We start from the raw sequence: 15,974 nt of genomic DNA, 5'->3' as shown, positions 1-15,974 counted from the left end.
TCAAATCGAAAAGCCTTATATTTGAGAAAAGACCGTTATGCAAAAACTTTTAGTTTTATCCTTCATTTTCATGTTCACCTCCTGTGCTGAGCTTCAGAACATCGCTTCGCAGTTGCCACAGGACTATACCTTAAGCGATGCTGAAATAAGTTCAGGATTAAAACAGGCGCTTCAATTTGGAATAGACCGCGAAGTCACCAAACTTGCTGAAGAAAACGGTTTTTATAATAATGAGCTCGTGCGGATCACGCTTCCGCCAGAACTCCGAAAAGTTGATAAAACCCTTAGAGATATAGGTTTGGATGCCCTGGCCGATAAAGGATTAATGGTCCTGAATCACGCCGCCGAAGATGCCGTTAAGGAAGCAATCCCTGTTTTCACCAATGCGGTAACCCAAATGAGCATTAACGATGCCAGGAATATTCTTTTTGGCCCCGATAATGCAGCAACCAATTACCTGCAAAACAGGACCAGTGAGGAGCTTTATCGAAAATTCAGTCCTATAATTTCAAATTCTCTGGATAAAGTTGGAGCCACCGAAGTCTGGAAGAATATCATTGATAGATACAATGCCATCCCTCTTACAAATAATGTGAATCCTGACCTTCCCGATTATGTAACAAATGAAGCATTAGATGGAGTTTTTACCATGATCTCCATCGAAGAGAAAGACATCCGAAACGATCTTTCAGCCCGCACCACTCAACTGCTGAAAAGGGTATTTGGAGCACAAGATTAAGAAATATTTTTCCTACAACTTATAATATTTTAACACTCTAAAGGCCTTTTCCTGAAGTTTTTAGAATAAGCTTAACGGGATTTTATCATAACCTATGGTAAAGCCTGTGTAGCTTTGTAGCATGCAGAATGATAACGTTGAAGGAAAAGTCCGATACTACCATGTTTAGAATCTTTGAAAATAAAACCAGGGAAGAACTTTTATGCGAAAAGTATTCCCGACTAATGGCACGCTCCTACAAACTTGCCCTTACCGATAAAGAGCAGAGCGACAAGCTAAATGAAAGGGCGGTTAAAATTCTTGAAGAGCTTAAAAGGATGAAAAGCGCGCTCATCGATTAAGATGCAGGGCCTTGAAGTAATCCAAAGCTTCAGATAGACGTGAACCGTACCAGCTAAAATACTCTCCATCGACCAGTTTAACCTCTGAAAAATGAGGTTGCAGTTCCTTTTTATGCTCCTCTGTGAAGGAATATGGTTCAGAGGAAAGAAGGCAGAGTTCCGGCTCAAGATTTTTTATTTCCTTTAAACTCATTTGGGGATAACGATTTTCTTTCACTGCATTTTCAAAATTATTTATTTCTAATAAAGAATTGATAAACGTGTTTTGCCCCGCGAGCATATAGGGAGCTTTCCATATAAAATAAGCAACCTTTTTAACAGGTTTGTCCTTTAAAGAATCCCGAAGATTATCCAGCTTTTTTCTGATAGCGCCAATCATGGTTTGGGCGAAATTTTCGCGATCGAACATTTTTCCATACTGGAGCATCAAATCGAAAGCATCTTCAATCGTGACAACGTCTGAAATATGAACAGTGGCGATCTTCTCAAGTTCGGAAACCATTTCCGGAGTATTTTCTTCTTTATTGCACAGGATAAGATCTGGCTCCAATTCATGAATTTTTCTGAAATTCACTTTTTTCGTGCCGCCAACTCTCGTTTTGATCTTTTTTAAATAAGAAGGATGAACACAAAATTGGGTAATCCCAACAATATTCTTTTCCATGCCAAGATCTACAAGTAATTCGGTTTGACTCGGAACCAGGGAAACAATTCTTTCGGGAACTTTGGAAAGATGGATTTTTCTGCCAAGCTGATCCCTGATCTCCATATTTTCAGGATTTCAGTTTCTCCAGTTCTGCAGCCATTTGTTGTTGAAGGGCTTCGGCACGTGCAGCGGCAATTTCAGCAAAATTAGGAGCATCAGAAGCATAAATGATCTTTCGGGAAGAATTTACCAGCAGGCCAACATCTTTTGTAATTCCGTATTTACAAACCTCTTCAAGACTTCCGCCCTGGGCGCCCACACCGGGGACGAGAAGAAAATTCTCAGGAATGATCTTTCTTATTTCTGAAAGATATTCTGCTTTTGTCGCGCCTATTACATACATCAGGTTTTCAGAATTCTTCCAGCTTTTGGAAGTTTTAATGACTTTTTTGTAAAGCTCTTCTCCTTCAGTTTTCAAAATTTGAAAATCGGATGCTCCGTCATTAGAGGTCAAAGCAAGCAGGATGGTATGTTTGTCGGTAAATTCCAAAAAAGGCTCCACAGAATCTTTCCCCATATATGGCGCTACGGTCACCGAATCGAACCCGAGATCTTTTAGAAAGGTCTTCGCATACATTCGCGAGGTATTGCCAATATCGCCACGTTTGGCATCGGCAATGGTATAAAGATCGGGATATTCGGAATGCAGATAATTAATGGTCTTTTCCAGCGCTTTCCAGCCATCCAGACCCATCGCCTCGTAAAAGGCTATATTGGGTTTGTAGGCTACACAATATTGATGTGTGGCATCGATAATTGCTTTATTGAAAGTAAAAACCGGATCTTTTTCTGAAAGGAGATAGGTTGGGATCTTCTCCAGATCGGTATCCAAACCAACGCATAAAAATGATTTCTTTTTAAAGATTTGTTCGATCAGTTCCTTTGTCCTCATTTTTCAGTTACCTGTTATCGGTTATCAGTTATCAATTATCAATTATCAATTATCAATTATCTAAGATTAATTTTTTCTGGGAGAATCAATATATTCATCATTAGAACTTCTCAACCTTAAACCTTAAACCTTAAACCTTAGACATTTAAAGGATGTCTGAATTTTCCTTGAGTTTTTCGGTGTTTTCGGCGAATCTTAATTCATCGATTATCTTTTGAATATCGCCATTAATGATATTCGAGAGATCATATAAAGTAAGATTGATACGATGATCTGTCACCCGGCTTTGCGCATAATTATAAGTACGGATCTTTGCACTACGGTCACCACTGGAAACCATTGAATTTCGTTTTGCCGCATCGGCTTCCTGTTTCTTGGCAAGTTCCATTTCATAAAGCCTGGAACGCAAAACGCGGAAGGCTTTTTCCTTGTTCTTATGCTGAGATTTTTGATCCTGGCACTGAGCTACCAGTCCGGTAGGTTCGTGGGTTAATCGAACTGCCGAATAGGTAGTATTCACCGATTGTCCGCCGGGACCTGAGGAACAGAAATAATCTATACGAACATCTTTAGGATCGATCTCCACATCAAATTCTTCGGCTTCAGGTAACACCATCACAGTAGCTGCAGATGTATGCACTCTTCCCTGGGTTTCGGTTTGCGGCACACGCTGAACACGGTGCACGCCGGCTTCAAATTTCATTGTGCCGTAGACCTCTTCCCCTGAAATCTCAAAAATGATCTCTTTGAAACCTCCGCTGGTACCTTCGCTGAAATCAACAATATTATGCTTCCAGCCCTTGCTTTCCACATATTTGGTGTACATACGGTATAGATCACCGGCAAAAATACTGGCCTCATCACCGCCGGTACCCGCACGGATCTCCATCACCACGTTCTTGGCATCTTCAGGATCTTTGGGAACCAACATCATCCTGATCTTTTCTTCGAGTTCCGGGAGTTGCGCTTTAGCCTCTTCAAGCTGGAGTTTTGCCATTTCGGTCATCTCAGGATCACTTCCATCGGCAATGATCTCTTCGGCTTCCTTTATATTATCGGTAAGCCGCATATATTTTTCGCGCTCATTCATCAGCGCCTTAAGATCTTTGTATTCTTTGTTTAATTCAATATATCGCTTTTGATCTGAGATCACATCCGGCTGAATAATCAAATCGTTCACCTCATCAAATCGCTGCTTTACGATATTAAGCTTATCAATCATATAAAATGCTGAATTTAGGTTGCAAATTTACGATAAATCCACGGAATTCTATACCGCATTGCTTTCTTCTGAAAAATTTTTACCGAAGCTTCACCGATAATTTCTGTTGAAAAAAGTGATATTATTGAAGTTTTAGAAACAGGAGAGAGTTATTATTTAAACTAAGCTCTTAAACGCTTAAAGAAGTAATGAAGAAAGGATTCGTTGAGTATTTTTCTCCCGCAGATCCACGCTGATTCTCGACCAGTATAACCCCTAAATCTGTTGGAGAAAAAAATCTGCGGATTTCTGCGTCATCTGCGGGAGCTTTGATAAAACAGGTTTCTTTACTTCTTTCTGAAGTTTCTTTACCCCGCAGCTGGCAACAAGCTGCACAAAAATTTAACTAAAATAGAAGGAATAAATTAGAATTCGTATTTTTGATAAAAAGCAGACAGATGGATTTAGAGGCTAAAAAAATATCTTTTGTTCAAGAATTTCTTCGTTTACAAAATGAAGAAATTATAAATGGATTAGAGAAAATGCTGCATAAAAGAAAAGCAGAATTGCTTGAAAAGGAAATGAAACCTATGTCAATGCAACAATTTAACAAGGAAATTGACCAGGCCTTAGATGACTCTAAAAATGGGCGATTAATTAAAGCATCTGAATTAAAAACAAAAGTTCAAAAATGGAGCTAACCGTTTATTGGACTCAACTAGCCGAGGATAAATTAGAAGATATATTTCATTACTATAAATATAAGGCCAGCAAAAGAGTTGCTGCAGATATAATTAACGGAATTATTGATTCTACAAATGATTTAGAAAAGACACCTGAAATTGGCCAGAAAGAATTTCTTCTTAAAGAAAGAGAACAAGATTTTAGATATTTAATTTTTAAAAACTACAAGATTATTTACTGGATTAATAAAAATCAACAGCGCATAGAAATTACTAATGTCTTTGATACCAGACAAAATCCAGAAAAAATTAATCAAACCAAATAGCAGCCAGTTGCCAACATCGCATATTCGCAATTGCGGCCATTCTGCTAAAAAAAGATTGTAGAAAACCAGGAATTAAAAACTAAATCGAACAAATCCGCATTTTCACTACCACAACTGACGAATAAACGTGACCTATCTCCCAGATCCACGCTGATTTTCAACCAGTATAACCCATAAAGCGCTTTGAGAAAAAAATCTGCGGATTTCTGGGTCATCTGCGGGAGATTTTTTTATTTTTATATGCCTTTTTCTCAAGCTGATTCAGCTGATATTCGCTAATTGTTAAAGTTTGCAATTCATTGGAAGCGGACATCGGCTAAATCTAGTATTCAAATTCCCCAAATTCACTTTTAATAGTGAGTTTTTTAGTTTCAGAATCTTCTACTCTCCCGATTATTTTCGCATCTACATTGAAAGATTTTGAAATCTCTATTATTTTCTCAGCGAAATCAGGATGTACGTAAAGTTCCATACGATGTCCCATATTAAACACCTGGTACATCTCTTTCCAGTTCGTGCCGCTTTCCTTCTGAATTAACTTGAACAAAGGCGGAATTTCAAAAAGATCGTCCTTAACCACATGATATTTATCCAGGAAATGAAGGATTTTTGTCTGAGCGCCCCCGCTGCAGTGAACCATCCCGTTGATATTCTCGTTGCCAATTTCCTGAAGTATTTTCTTAATGATCGGCGCATAGGTTCTGGTTGGGGAAAGCACCAGTTTACCCGCGTCCAGCGGACTATCTTCCACTTTATCGGTTAATTTTTTCGATCCTGAATACACCAGTTCTTCAGGTATGGAACTATCAAAACTTTCGGGATATTTTTCAGCGAGAATTTTGGAAAAAACGTCGTGGCGCGCAGAGGTAAGTCCGTTGCTACCCATTCCGCCGTTATATTCCTTTTCATAAGAAGCCTGGCCAAAAGAGGCCAGCCCAACGATCACATTTCCGGGTCTGATATTGGCATTGTTGATCACCTTTTTTCGTTCCATCCGTGCAGTCACCGTGGAATCTACAATTATCGTTCGTACAAGATCACCCACATCGGCCGTTTCCCCACCGGTAGAATGTATCTCCACGCCAAAATCATTTAATTCGGAAATCAATTCTTCGGTTCCGTTAATGATCGCAGAAATCACTTCACCGGGAACCAGGTTCTTATTCCTTCCGATAGTGGAAGAAAGAAGAATATTGTCTATAGCCCCAATGCAAAGAAGATCGTCGATATTCATGATAAGAGCATCCTGGGCAATGCCTTTCCAAACCGAAAGATCCCCGGTTTCCTTCCAGTACATATAAGCAAGCGAAGATTTGGTTCCGGCACCATCGGCGTGCATAATAAGGCAGTGATCCCTGCTTCCGGTCAGATAATCGGGCACGATTTTACAGAATGCCTTCGGAAAAAGGCCTTTATCCACATTTTTAATAGCCTTGTGCACATCTTCCTTTCCGGCAGAAACACCGCGGCCAGCATATCGTTTACTTACTTCTTTGCTCATTCCTGAAGGTTTTGAGTTTCCAAAGATAATCAGTTTTGAAAGTTTAGATAAAACTTCAGACTTTAAAATAAAAAAGCCCCGGCATAAGCAGGGGCTTCCAATCTTAGTTTAACAGAATATTTATCTCGTGAACAACAATTCTCTGTACTTGGTCAATGGCCAGAGTTCATCGTCAATCAATAATTCCAGTTTATCACAGTGATAACGGATCTCATCAAAATAAGGCTTCACATCATCACAATAGGCAAAGGCCCGCTCTTCTACCTCTTCAATCTTATTGGCGACCTTACGAGCTTCGATCATGGCGTTAATCTTGGAATTGATAATAGCTATATGAGAGGAAATACTTTCCAGGATTTCCAGTTGTTCCTTGCCGTGACGTGCAAAATCCTCACCGTAAATTTCTTTCAATCCGCGAACATTTTCAATAAGAAGGTTTTGGTAACGAATAGCCGTTGGAATCACGTGGTTTCGCGCGATATCTCCCAGTACACGTCCTTCAATTTGAATACGCATCGCATATTCTTCAAGTTCGATCTCGTGACGAGCTTCTATTTCGGTCTTATTCATCACCTCAAGCTCTTTGTAAAGATCGATGGTCTTTTTACTTACCTGTGCTTTTAAAGCGGTAGGGGTATTTTTATTATTGCTAAGACCTCTCTTTGCAGCCTCTTTTTCCCATGCTTCACTATAACCATCCCCTTCAAAACGAATTTTTTTGGATTTTTTGATGTATTCTCTAAGAACATTGAAAATAGCATCATCTTTTTTCATTTTTTTGTTCTTCACCAGCTTGTCAACTTCTTTTTTGAAATCGCGCAGCTGCTTGGCAACAATACTGTTAAGAACGGTCATCGCACCGGCGCAGTTAGCGATAGAGCCAACGGCACGGAACTCGAATTTATTGCCGGTAAAGGCGAATGAGGAAGTACGGTTACGGTCGGTATTATCTCTTAAGATTTCAGGAATTTTTCCAACCACGTTAAGTTTAAGATCGGTTTTTTCCTGAGGAGAAAGTTTTCCGTCGGTAACTTTTTCAAGTTCATCAAGAACTTTGGTAAGCTGTGATCCGATGAAAACCGAAATAATCGCAGGTGGAGCCTCGTTTGCACCTAAGCGGTGATCATTTGAAGCACTTGCGATGGAAGCCCTCAGCAATTCTTCATAATCGTATACCGCTTTAATGGTATTGATAAAGAAGGTTAAAAACTGAAGGTTTTTCATAGGTGTGGAACCTGGAGAAAGAAGGTTCACTCCGGTATCGGTTGCGAGAGACCAGTTGTTGTGTTTACCACTTCCGTTGATCCCGGCAAAAGGTTTTTCATGCATGAGAACGGTTAAATGATGACGTTCTCCAACCTTTTTCATCACATCCATTATAAGGGAGTTATGATCTACGGCCAGGTTGGCTTCCTCAAAAATCGGAGCAAGCTCAAACTGGTTTGGAGCCACTTCGTTATGACGGGTCTTTACAGGAATTCCCAATTTCATACACTCTATTTCCAGATCCATCATAAAAGAGATAGCTCTTGAAGGAATAGAACCAAAATAGTGGTCATCTAATTGCTGTCCTTTAGCAGGCGAATGTCCGAGCAAAGTCCTTCCGGTAAGCGTAATATCAGGGCGGGAAGCCGCAAGGGCTGAGTCAATAAGGAAATATTCCTGTTCCCATCCCAAAGTAGAATTAACTTTCTTTACATTCTTGTCGAAATATTTACATACATCGGTAGCAGCATGATCAACGGCCTGTAAAGCTCTAAGAAGCGGAGTTTTATTATCAAGTGCTTCACCGGTATATGAAACGAAAACTGTAGGAATACAAAGGGTAGTCCCCCAGATAAATGCAGGGGAAGTTGGATCCCATGCGGTATAGCCACGGGCTTCGAAAGTATTTCTTATACCTCCACTAGGAAAACTGGAAGCATCTGGTTCCTGTTGTACTAATTGTCCGCCTCCGAATTTTTCGATGGCCGTTCCATCTCCAATTGGCTCGAAAAAGGAATCATGTTTTTCGGCAGTTGCTCCGGTAAGCGGTTGAAACCAGTGCGTATAATGCGTTACTCCTTTAGAAATAGCCCACTCTTTCATCCCGGTAGAGATATGATCGGCTACTGAGCGGTCAATCTTTTTCCCGGTTTGTATGGCTTCTCTAACATTCTCGTAAGCTTCTTTGGTAAGAAACTGACGCATCATTGATTCATTGAAAACATTCTGTGAATAGATCTCAGACCTTCTTCCTGGTTCGTCTACTTTAACAGCGCTTCTGCCGAGCGTTTCTTTTAAAGCTTGAAATCGTAGTGTTGGCATATTGTACTTTATTGATTTGAATTCTATTAAAATGAAGACCTAAAAAAGTCTTTTATAAATATCAGCTGGTTAATTTTCCAATTTTCAGATGCGAATATAATATTTATCCTATGAAATTTCATTAAATCAGGTAAATATTTATATGTTTCTGAGTTTTACCCCCTGTTAAAATAAGGGTATATTTGAGGGTAAAATTAAAATTTATTATTTAAGCCCTGTAATTGTATAGGGTATTTATCCAAATCGCATTTTTAGCCCTCAATTATTACGAAGATTATAAATTCCAGGTAAAAACAGAAATGAAAAAATAAAAGCAGAAAAAATTGATTTTCAGAAAGAAATCAATAAAAAACACCTTAAAAGATTAAAAATAAGAGGGATAACCAACTCCTTTTAATGAGGTTCAAATATTAAAAACTAGAAATTCGGTTCTTTTTAGCTAAGAATAGTCATTGCAACAAAAACGCAATAGGCAGCGAAAAGAAAAAATCCTTTATACCGGCTAAATTTTAGCCTGGTAGGCAGAAAGGCCAGCGGAGCCAGAATAAATCCTACCGCAAGCATCCAGATAATATCATTGGTAAGTATCTCGGGGGATTGCACCTGGATAGGTTTTATAAGCGCCGTAATGCCCAAAACTGAAGAAATATTAAAGATATTCGAGCCTATGAGGTTACCTAGAGAGATGGCTTTTTCCTGTTTTACCGCCGCGATAATAGAAGCCGCGAGTTCGGGTATACTCGTTCCCACTGCGATCATGGTCACGGAAATCACCCGTTCACTCACTCCTAATTTGGTTGCCAGTTCTACCGCCCCTTTAACAAGTAATTCAGAACCTGCCCATAAAGCAAAAATGCCTATTCCCAGCCAAATGATTATTTTAAAAGTGGAGACTTCTTTTAATTTCTCATCAACTTCTTCTACGAGAACTTCATCCTTTATGCGTGCGCGCCTTAACAGGAAAAAAAGATAAACAAACAGACCCGATAACAGAGCCAGCCCTTCTAACCTGTTAAGATCATGCCCATTTTTCAGGAAAAAATAGAGGATAATTGAAAAGATCATCATGACCGGCCAATTGATCTTAAAGAAATCCCTGTCGGCAAAAAGCGGAGCGATCATAGCCGTGATCCCCATTACCAGGGCGATATTGGCGATATTAGAACCGATTACATTTCCCAGAGAAATATCTGAAAAACCGTTAATAGCAGCCTGGAGGCTTACCAACAGCTCAGGGGCTGAAGTAGCAAAAGATACCACCGTTAATCCTATGACCATTCGGGAAATGTTCATCCGGAAAGAAAGAGCCACTGAAGATCTCACCAAATACTCCCCTCCTATTACCAGTAAAACAAAACCTATAAGTAAATAAACGATGCTCATAGAACAATTTTTGACGAAGATAGTCAATCGAAAAAATATAGGCAGACACAAAAAACTAACTACTTTTATAGTTGTTAAACTATTTTTTTCGTTATATTTGAAAACAAGATGATTATTCAATCAACCAAAATGGAAAAATTAACCAATAAAGAAGAGGAGATCATGCACGTGTTGTGGGATCTCGAAAAAGCCTTTGTAAAAGAGGTTTTAGCCGAACTTAAAGATCAAAAATTGCATTATAACACTGTTTCCACCATCATTAGGAATCTTGAGGAAAAAGGCTATGTTTCTCATAAAGCATTCGGGAAAACACACCAGTATTATCCGGTGGTAAGCAAGGAAAAATATCGGAAACAGTTTATGAACATGGCTACTAAACGCTTTTTTGATAATTCGTTTAAGAGTGTGGTTTCCTATTTTGCCAAAGAAGAAAAGATTAGCGCGGAAGAGCTTAGGGAAATACTGGAGATCATCGAAAAAAAGAAAAAATGATAGAGGATATACTTTTTTACCTGTTCAAATCTTCTGTTTTACTGCTGATCTTTTATGGAACCTATCAATTACTGTTGAAAAAGGAAACATTTTTCAATCTTAATAGGAAATTTTTACTAGGCGGACTCATCGTGGCCGCAATCTTTCCTGCGATCTATTTTACAAAAACCGTTTTTATAGAAGCTCCTCCGCTTCCAATAACAAGTCAGGAAACGAATCTCACTTTGGTAGCAGTTCAGGAAAGTTTCGACTGGTGGGAGATCGCAGGAATGGTATATTTATGTATTACCAGTTTTTTTCTGTTGCGTTTCGGCCTTCAGCTATTTTCAGTTTTAAGGATTATTATTTCTGAAAATGCCAAAAAAGAGAAGGGTATTTATTTCATTGATACTTCCAAAAATCAGCTGCCGTTTTCCTTTTTCAATTATATCGTTTACAACTCTGATAAACATCATCCCGGGGATCTGAAACTGATCCTGGAGCATGAAAAAGTTCATACCAGGCAGTTTCACAGTATGGACATCTTAATGGCAAATCTTGCGCAATGTCTCCTTTGGTTTAATCCGTTCGCATGGTTTTATAAAAGATCCATCGAACAAAATCTTGAATTTATCGCCGACAGGGAGGCTGCAGCGGGCTACCCTTTAAAAGATTACCAGCATGCGCTGGTGAAAGTTTCGGTTGCCGACCTAAAACCGGCACTTACTAATCACTTTTATCAGTCATTTATCAAAAAACGAATTCTTATGCTCAACAAACGTCATTCAGGAAATGTGAAATTCTGGAAAAGCAGCCTCGTGCTCCCTCTTATTTTTACTTTCATGCTAACCTTCAATGTAAAAACAGAGGCCAGGATCCTGCAACAACAGCCTTCAGAAACTTCCGTAGCTTCCGGAGCAATTTCAGCCCGCATTACTAAAAAAACAACAAAATCAGAATTGCAAGAATTCGAAAAGGACTTTGCGAGCCATGGTGTAAAGCTCAAATTTGATCATGTAAAGTACTCTTCCGCAGGTACCCTCACCGGGGTCGACATTTCAGTAAAAGACAATAATACCGTAAATAAAGGAAGCCTTAGTCGCAGAAATCCCGATGGAATAAAACCCATAGATATTCTTATTGCTGAAAATGGTGAACTTTCGCTGGGCTCTGCAAAGACGGTTGAAATTGAAGAAACCAAAGCGACTTCCGGAAAGAAAAAATACAGGATCATTGATCATGCGTCCCCAATTCTCCAGGACGACAAACCGATGGTGATAATAGATGGAATTCCACAGAAAGACCGGTCAGAACTGGAAAGTCTCAGCCCTTCCAAAATCATAAACATTACAGTCCTGGAAAACCCTAAGGCCACTGCACTTTACGGAGCTCGCGGTCGCAACGGAGTTATAATTGTGCGCACAAAAAGCGAAGACAAAAAGGCTCCAAAAATAAAAATCAGGAGAAATGTAACGATCTCTGATTCCGCAGAAAATCCCAATGGAGATATTTACGCCTATGAGTATGGGAAAAATGATCAAGAAATCATTCTCGGCAACCACAAGGGAGAAAAGCCGCTGATAATAATAGATGGTGAGGTAAAAGAAAAAGATTTTGATTTAAACCAGATGGAACCCGAAGAAATAGCGGCTATAAATGTGCTGAAGGGAAATCAGGCCACTGAAAAGTACGGCGAAAAAGGAGAGAACGGTGTTATAGAGATTAATACCAAATCTTCAAATTATAAATTAAAATCAGGTAAAACTGATGCGATTGCCTTCAGACTTACTAAAACACTTTCAGACAATGAACTGGAAGGACTTAAAGCCAGAATTCAGCAATCAACAGGAATGGAAGTGAGTTTTTCAGGAATCAAAAGAAATTCAAAAAATGAAATCACGAATATCAGAATTTCAGGTAAAAAAGATAGCAGCAAAGCATCAGCTACCTGGGAAAAGAAAGACGGAATTCCTCCCATAGTCATCGGATTAGATCGCAATGGAGGAATTCAAATTAAAACGGAATAGTTTATTTCAAAAAATATTGTTTAAAGGATCTGTCTCAAAAGTTCAATTTTCGTCAAGCTGAACTTGCCTGCCTGTGGTAAGCAGGTTTCAGTTTTCGATCCTTTGGAAGGAGAAACGCTTAATCTTTCCAAAAACAGCATTTTTAAAAATTTGATATCTTTGATAGAAACCATCCTTTAGATGAAGAAGAAAATTTTTCAGGCACTGGCAAAATTCAATAAAAAGGTACTGCCTTCTTATTCCAAAAAGCAGCTCGACTTAAGCAAGGCCAGCAAACTGCAAATGGCGATCATCGGCTGGAAATTGTGGGTCACAAAAAATTCGCTGGATTAAAGATAATCAAGCAAACTCTTCACCTCATAGTTCTTTAGTTTTTCCCTTCCTTTTAAAAATCCGAGTTCCACCAGAAAATTGCACTGAACGATCTCTCCACCACATTTTTCAATGAGCTTACAGGTGGCAAGCGCTGTTCCTCCCGTTGCCAGTACATCGTCATGCAGCAGCACTTTCTCTCCTTTCTTTATCGCGTCTTCATGGATCTCTAAAGTATCGGTACCATATTCCAGTTCATAAGTTTCTTTATGTGTGATATAGGGCAATTTTCCAGGTTTTCGTACCGGAATGAAGCCTGCATCAAGTCTTTCGGCCAAAAGAGTTGCAAAGAAAAATCCGCGGGATTCGATGCCAACAACCTTGTCGATCTTTTTTCCTTTAAGTCCGGCCATAAAAAGATTAACAGTATACTTCATCGCTTCGGGATCCTGGAGGAGCGGAGTAATGTCTTTATATGAAATCCCTTTTTTGGGAAAATCTTTTACTTCTCTTATATATTCTTTTAAGTCTATTTCCATTTTTAAACAGTTATGGCGTGATTCAGATATTTACGAAAAGGAAGCATTTCTTTATATATAGTGATAATTTTTTGCTGAAAATCGTCAGCGGTTACCTCTTCTCTTGAAAAGGAATGCATAACGGCAAAGGTCCTTTTCCTTAAAAGGTCTATGTATGGATGATCTGCCGGATATCCTTTTGGTGAAGTTTTTAAAGGATCGACCTCCATCATTTCTCCAAAAACTATTTTAAAGGAAGCTTTATTCAGAATTTTTCGGAAATCTTCTCCATTATAATCTATAGCTGCACGAATGCTATCCAGTTTTTCCTTTGGCGGCTTGTAAAATCCGCCAGCAACGAAACGCTCATTGATCCCGATATGAATATAAAAATCGCCTTTCCCCTTCTCTTTATCAAGGCCGGCACCGAAATGATCTTTATAAACAGGTTTATCGGGATGAAAAAGAAGGTTATTGTTTATGCGGTTGATGGCCTGCTTTCCGGTAGTTGGAGAATAATCGGGATCTATTTTGGCCAGTTTGATATCCAGCTCATTAAGCCAGGAAATATAAAAATCGCGGATCTCATAATATTCACCGCGATGCTCATCCATCCATTCTTTAGAATTATTCCGGTTTAGTCTTTCGAGAAAACCGAAAAGCTTTTGGAAGCTCATTTTTCTTTTAAAGATATAAAAAAGGGCGGTGGACACCAGCGTTTTCAGCAAATTTCGAGCTTATGGGCTCATTTTTCAGCTTTTTCAGAAAGTTTCTTCAGGTGTGCTTACGAGAAATATTAAAGACTACAAAAAAAGTGAATTAGCGATAATGACTCCTGAAACCTATTTAAAGGGTGCCACCAGTCTCTAACATAGGTTAAAGCGAATAGACGGTGGATCGTGTTCTAGAGATTTATTAATTCATTTTGTAAACTGACAAACCCGTGTCTCCTACTCCGGCCAATTGTCCATAACCCTAACCGTTGGTAACGAGCTGGTAAAAATATCTATTACAACTCCAAGAGGATACCGGAAATCGCTTTTTAGTACTTGAAGTATCCGGTGATTCTTAAGCGTATTGCCTAAAAAACAGGGCTTTTAATTTCATAATCTTTGGTTTACCGGAAACTTAGAATTAACCGCCATTTACCGCGTAAAGAACCGGTTAAAAGCATCTGAAAAAAGCCTTAATACGATCCTCTGAAAATCAACTGATTGCATTCATTAAAAAGTGGATAGTGTTAATCATAAAGAAGCTTTTTCCTTATATTCAGTATTACTTAATTGACACAACAACCTAACTTCGATTACTAATGAACTATAAGCAATTAGGGGAATTTGTATATATTCCCAAAACCGATGGAAAACCTTTGAAAGACAAGAAGGACATTAAATTCAATTATTATTTGTCAAGCCGGGTAAACGGCAAAAAGATAGATGTTGACATAACAACCAAACTTTTTGACGACGAACAGATCTATATTCGTAAAGCATGTTATCGGGTGGGGATTGGAGAAATTGAAGGCTGTGTAAAGGAAAATCTTATTAATCACATGAAAAGCCTTGGAATGGACGACGAGAATATTCCCTCTTCACTTATTAATGTAGGAATTACACCCCATGCAGTTCGTTGCCTGACCAAAAACTCTTATAAAAAGGAAAGAGTAGAATAAGCTTTTTTATTTTCACTTTTATTGGCTGGCTGAAAATGACAGTTCAACCGGGTTTCCAGTTTATTTCAGAAATTAACCTTCTGATAATTAAGATTATATCTTCTGAAAAAAATTCAGCCTGATGATTTTTTTCAGCCAGTCTTTTCCATCTGAAAATTGAGCTTTTTCAGATTATAGGGTTTGAGATCAAATTAAACCTCATAGGAATTCCAGTCTTCAATTTCGTTTCTCTCTTCAGGTTTAATAGCCTGTCGCAACATCTCCTGGTCATATTCCAAACCGTGTTTTTGAAGGACATCCTCAGGAACACCATCCCATACATTTGGCCTGTTTCCTTTATAACCTAAATATTCGATCCCTTCTTTGCTGGTAAAATAGCCGGTCGTCACCAGGTTTCTGATGGTACTGAAAAATTTGGCACCCTGGGAATACTCAGGTTTTACCTCTTCAGGATAAGCGATATCATCAATAATGGAAAGCTGCTGATCTTTTGAAAGATCTACGAAATCCTGATTATAACGTTTATAACTTTCATTTTTCAGCCATCTTAGACCACCTCGCATAGGAATTTTATAGGCGGGAATATCCTTGGTGATAAATTCGATAAATTCAGGAACACCAACCTCTGAAGCCGGCTTTGTATTGTCGCCGGGCATGATTATATCACTAAGAACAATGATAGTACCCATCTCCTCATCGGTATAAAAATCTTCTTCCATCAGCCGTTCATCACGGGCCTCCTCTTCGGGAGTCCTTCCGTAATCGAATTCTTTTTCCCTGATATCGGTCAGTTGACTTACATCGGTATTTTCATCAAGGCGGCAGCTCATTAATAAACCAGAGCCGGCTCCGCCGATAATTAAGGTTTTAAGTGAATCTCTTCTGTTCATAACCA

At 38.9% G+C, this 15,974-nt stretch carries 17 protein-coding genes; 8 read left to right on the top strand and 9 right to left on the bottom strand.

The features are described 5' to 3' along the window. Positions 1-37: 37 nt before the first annotated feature. On the top strand, positions 38-739 hold the full coding sequence (locus tag C7S20_RS10680; RefSeq protein ID WP_107012458.1) for a DUF4197 domain-containing protein: 702 nt from the start codon (positions 38-40) through the stop codon (positions 737-739). 161 nt (positions 740-900) lie between these two features. Next, on the top strand, positions 901-1,080 hold the full coding sequence (locus C7S20_RS10675) for a Lacal_2735 family protein (protein WP_107014202.1): 180 nt from the start codon (positions 901-903) through the stop codon (positions 1,078-1,080). On the opposite strand, the gene C7S20_RS10670 is transcribed toward C7S20_RS10675, so the two are convergent. The 3 genes from C7S20_RS10670 to prfA all read right to left on the bottom strand — a co-directional run bounded on the left by C7S20_RS10670 (position 1,070) and on the right by prfA (position 3,900). Continuing rightward, positions 1,070-1,849 (bottom strand): ABC transporter substrate-binding protein, encoded by a 780-nt coding sequence (locus C7S20_RS10670; protein ID WP_107012457.1) that lies wholly within the window; start codon positions 1,847-1,849, stop codon positions 1,070-1,072. The two genes, C7S20_RS10675 and C7S20_RS10670, sit on opposite strands and share 11 nt — an antisense overlap. A 4-nt stretch (positions 1,850-1,853) precedes the next feature. After that, complete coding sequence (gene pyrF, locus C7S20_RS10665; RefSeq protein WP_107012456.1) at positions 1,854-2,678, bottom strand: orotidine-5'-phosphate decarboxylase; 825 nt, start codon at positions 2,676-2,678, stop codon at positions 1,854-1,856. A gap of 145 nt (positions 2,679-2,823) precedes the next feature. Further along, complete coding sequence (prfA, locus tag C7S20_RS10660) at positions 2,824-3,900, bottom strand: peptide chain release factor 1 (RefSeq protein ID WP_107012455.1); 1,077 nt, start codon at positions 3,898-3,900, stop codon at positions 2,824-2,826. A gap of 437 nt (positions 3,901-4,337) precedes the next feature. On the opposite strand from prfA, the gene C7S20_RS10655 reads away from it, so the two are divergent. Then, entirely contained in the window at positions 4,338-4,580 is a 243-nt protein-coding gene (locus C7S20_RS10655; RefSeq protein ID WP_107012454.1) for a hypothetical protein, read from the top strand. Continuing rightward, the gene (locus C7S20_RS10650; RefSeq protein ID WP_107012453.1) at positions 4,571-4,888 is read left to right on the top strand and encodes a type II toxin-antitoxin system RelE/ParE family toxin; all 318 of its coding nucleotides are present in this window, start codon (positions 4,571-4,573) and stop codon (positions 4,886-4,888) included. The genes C7S20_RS10655 and C7S20_RS10650 overlap by 10 nt, the downstream gene beginning before the upstream one ends. Before the next feature lie 322 nt (positions 4,889-5,210). Here C7S20_RS10650 and C7S20_RS10645 read toward each other — a convergent pair whose 3' ends face one another. From C7S20_RS10645 to C7S20_RS10635, 3 genes are all read right to left on the bottom strand, one after another. Further along, on the bottom strand, positions 5,211-6,389 hold the full coding sequence (locus C7S20_RS10645; RefSeq protein WP_107012452.1) for an AIR synthase related protein: 1,179 nt from the start codon (positions 6,387-6,389) through the stop codon (positions 5,211-5,213). 120 nt (positions 6,390-6,509) lie between these two features. Further along, the gene (locus tag C7S20_RS10640; protein ID WP_107012451.1) at positions 6,510-8,696 is read right to left on the bottom strand and encodes a glutamine synthetase III family protein; all 2,187 of its coding nucleotides are present in this window, start codon (positions 8,694-8,696) and stop codon (positions 6,510-6,512) included. Between the two features lie 435 nt (positions 8,697-9,131). After that, positions 9,132-10,079 carry a calcium/sodium antiporter gene (locus tag C7S20_RS10635; protein ID WP_107012450.1) on the bottom strand — a complete coding sequence of 316 codons (948 nt, stop codon included), beginning with the start codon at positions 10,077-10,079 and terminating at the stop codon, positions 9,132-9,134. 129 nt (positions 10,080-10,208) lie between these two features. Here C7S20_RS10635 and C7S20_RS10630 point away from each other — a divergent pair, with 129 nt between their 5' ends. The 3 genes from C7S20_RS10630 (at position 10,209) to C7S20_RS10620 (ending at position 12,910) form a co-directional block, all read left to right on the top strand. Further along, positions 10,209-10,571: a BlaI/MecI/CopY family transcriptional regulator gene (locus tag C7S20_RS10630; RefSeq protein WP_107014201.1), complete on the top strand. Its 363-nt coding sequence runs from the start codon at positions 10,209-10,211 to the stop codon at positions 10,569-10,571. After that, positions 10,568-12,577 (top strand): M56 family metallopeptidase, encoded by a 2,010-nt coding sequence (locus tag C7S20_RS10625; RefSeq protein WP_107012449.1) that lies wholly within the window; start codon positions 10,568-10,570, stop codon positions 12,575-12,577. The genes C7S20_RS10630 and C7S20_RS10625 overlap by 4 nt, the downstream gene beginning before the upstream one ends. A gap of 180 nt (positions 12,578-12,757) precedes the next feature. After that, positions 12,758-12,910 (top strand): SsrA-binding protein, encoded by a 153-nt coding sequence (locus C7S20_RS10620; protein WP_107012448.1) that lies wholly within the window; start codon positions 12,758-12,760, stop codon positions 12,908-12,910. Here the strand turns inward: C7S20_RS10620 and C7S20_RS10615 are convergent. Then, the gene (locus tag C7S20_RS10615) at positions 12,907-13,428 is read right to left on the bottom strand and encodes an adenine phosphoribosyltransferase (protein WP_423738320.1); all 522 of its coding nucleotides are present in this window, start codon (positions 13,426-13,428) and stop codon (positions 12,907-12,909) included. The genes C7S20_RS10620 and C7S20_RS10615 overlap by 4 nt on opposite strands. 2 nt (positions 13,429-13,430) lie before the next feature. Beyond that, the gene (locus C7S20_RS10610) at positions 13,431-14,084 is read right to left on the bottom strand and encodes a DUF2461 domain-containing protein (protein WP_107014199.1); all 654 of its coding nucleotides are present in this window, start codon (positions 14,082-14,084) and stop codon (positions 13,431-13,433) included. A 635-nt stretch (positions 14,085-14,719) separates the two neighbouring features. Between C7S20_RS10610 and C7S20_RS10600 the strand changes: the two genes are divergently transcribed. Beyond that, positions 14,720-15,079 carry a hypothetical protein gene (locus tag C7S20_RS10600; RefSeq protein WP_107012447.1) on the top strand — a complete coding sequence of 120 codons (360 nt, stop codon included), beginning with the start codon at positions 14,720-14,722 and terminating at the stop codon, positions 15,077-15,079. A 191-nt stretch (positions 15,080-15,270) separates the two neighbouring features. Here C7S20_RS10600 and C7S20_RS10595 read toward each other — a convergent pair whose 3' ends face one another. Next, complete coding sequence (locus C7S20_RS10595; protein ID WP_107012446.1) at positions 15,271-15,969, bottom strand: gluconate 2-dehydrogenase subunit 3 family protein; 699 nt, start codon at positions 15,967-15,969, stop codon at positions 15,271-15,273. Positions 15,970-15,974 lie beyond the last annotated feature (5 nt).

Source organism: Christiangramia fulva, assembly GCF_003024155.1.
In the GTDB taxonomy this organism is placed as follows: Bacteria; Bacteroidota; Bacteroidia; order Flavobacteriales; family Flavobacteriaceae; genus Christiangramia; species Christiangramia fulva.
The sequence above is the reverse complement of the archived record's forward strand: the minus strand, read 5'-3'. Positions and strand labels throughout refer to the sequence as shown.

Coding starts and splice junctions, on each gene's coding strand:
- C7S20_RS10680 (WP_107012458.1), top strand. CDS start 38: ATGCAAAAACTTTTAGTTTTATCCTTCATTTTCATGTTCACCTCCTGT.
- C7S20_RS10675 (WP_107014202.1), top strand. CDS start 901: ATGTTTAGAATCTTTGAAAATAAAACCAGGGAAGAACTTTTATGCGAA.
- C7S20_RS10670 (WP_107012457.1), bottom strand. CDS start 1,849: ATGGAGATCAGGGATCAGCTTGGCAGAAAAATCCATCTTTCCAAAGTT.
- pyrF (WP_107012456.1), bottom strand. CDS start 2,678: ATGAGGACAAAGGAACTGATCGAACAAATCTTTAAAAAGAAATCATTT.
- prfA (WP_107012455.1), bottom strand. CDS start 3,900: ATGATTGATAAGCTTAATATCGTAAAGCAGCGATTTGATGAGGTGAAC.
- C7S20_RS10655 (WP_107012454.1), top strand. CDS start 4,338: ATGGATTTAGAGGCTAAAAAAATATCTTTTGTTCAAGAATTTCTTCGT.
- C7S20_RS10650 (WP_107012453.1), top strand. CDS start 4,571: ATGGAGCTAACCGTTTATTGGACTCAACTAGCCGAGGATAAATTAGAA.
- C7S20_RS10645 (WP_107012452.1), bottom strand. CDS start 6,389: ATGAGCAAAGAAGTAAGTAAACGATATGCTGGCCGCGGTGTTTCTGCC.
- C7S20_RS10640 (WP_107012451.1), bottom strand. CDS start 8,696: ATGCCAACACTACGATTTCAAGCTTTAAAAGAAACGCTCGGCAGAAGC.
- C7S20_RS10635 (WP_107012450.1), bottom strand. CDS start 10,079: ATGAGCATCGTTTATTTACTTATAGGTTTTGTTTTACTGGTAATAGGA.
- C7S20_RS10630 (WP_107014201.1), top strand. CDS start 10,209: ATGGAAAAATTAACCAATAAAGAAGAGGAGATCATGCACGTGTTGTGG.
- C7S20_RS10625 (WP_107012449.1), top strand. CDS start 10,568: ATGATAGAGGATATACTTTTTTACCTGTTCAAATCTTCTGTTTTACTG.
- C7S20_RS10620 (WP_107012448.1), top strand. CDS start 12,758: ATGAAGAAGAAAATTTTTCAGGCACTGGCAAAATTCAATAAAAAGGTA.
- C7S20_RS10615 (WP_423738320.1), bottom strand. CDS start 13,428: ATGGAAATAGACTTAAAAGAATATATAAGAGAAGTAAAAGATTTTCCC.
- C7S20_RS10610 (WP_107014199.1), bottom strand. CDS start 14,084: ATGAGCTTCCAAAAGCTTTTCGGTTTTCTCGAAAGACTAAACCGGAAT.
- C7S20_RS10600 (WP_107012447.1), top strand. CDS start 14,720: ATGAACTATAAGCAATTAGGGGAATTTGTATATATTCCCAAAACCGAT.
- C7S20_RS10595 (WP_107012446.1), bottom strand. CDS start 15,969: ATGAACAGAAGAGATTCACTTAAAACCTTAATTATCGGCGGAGCCGGC.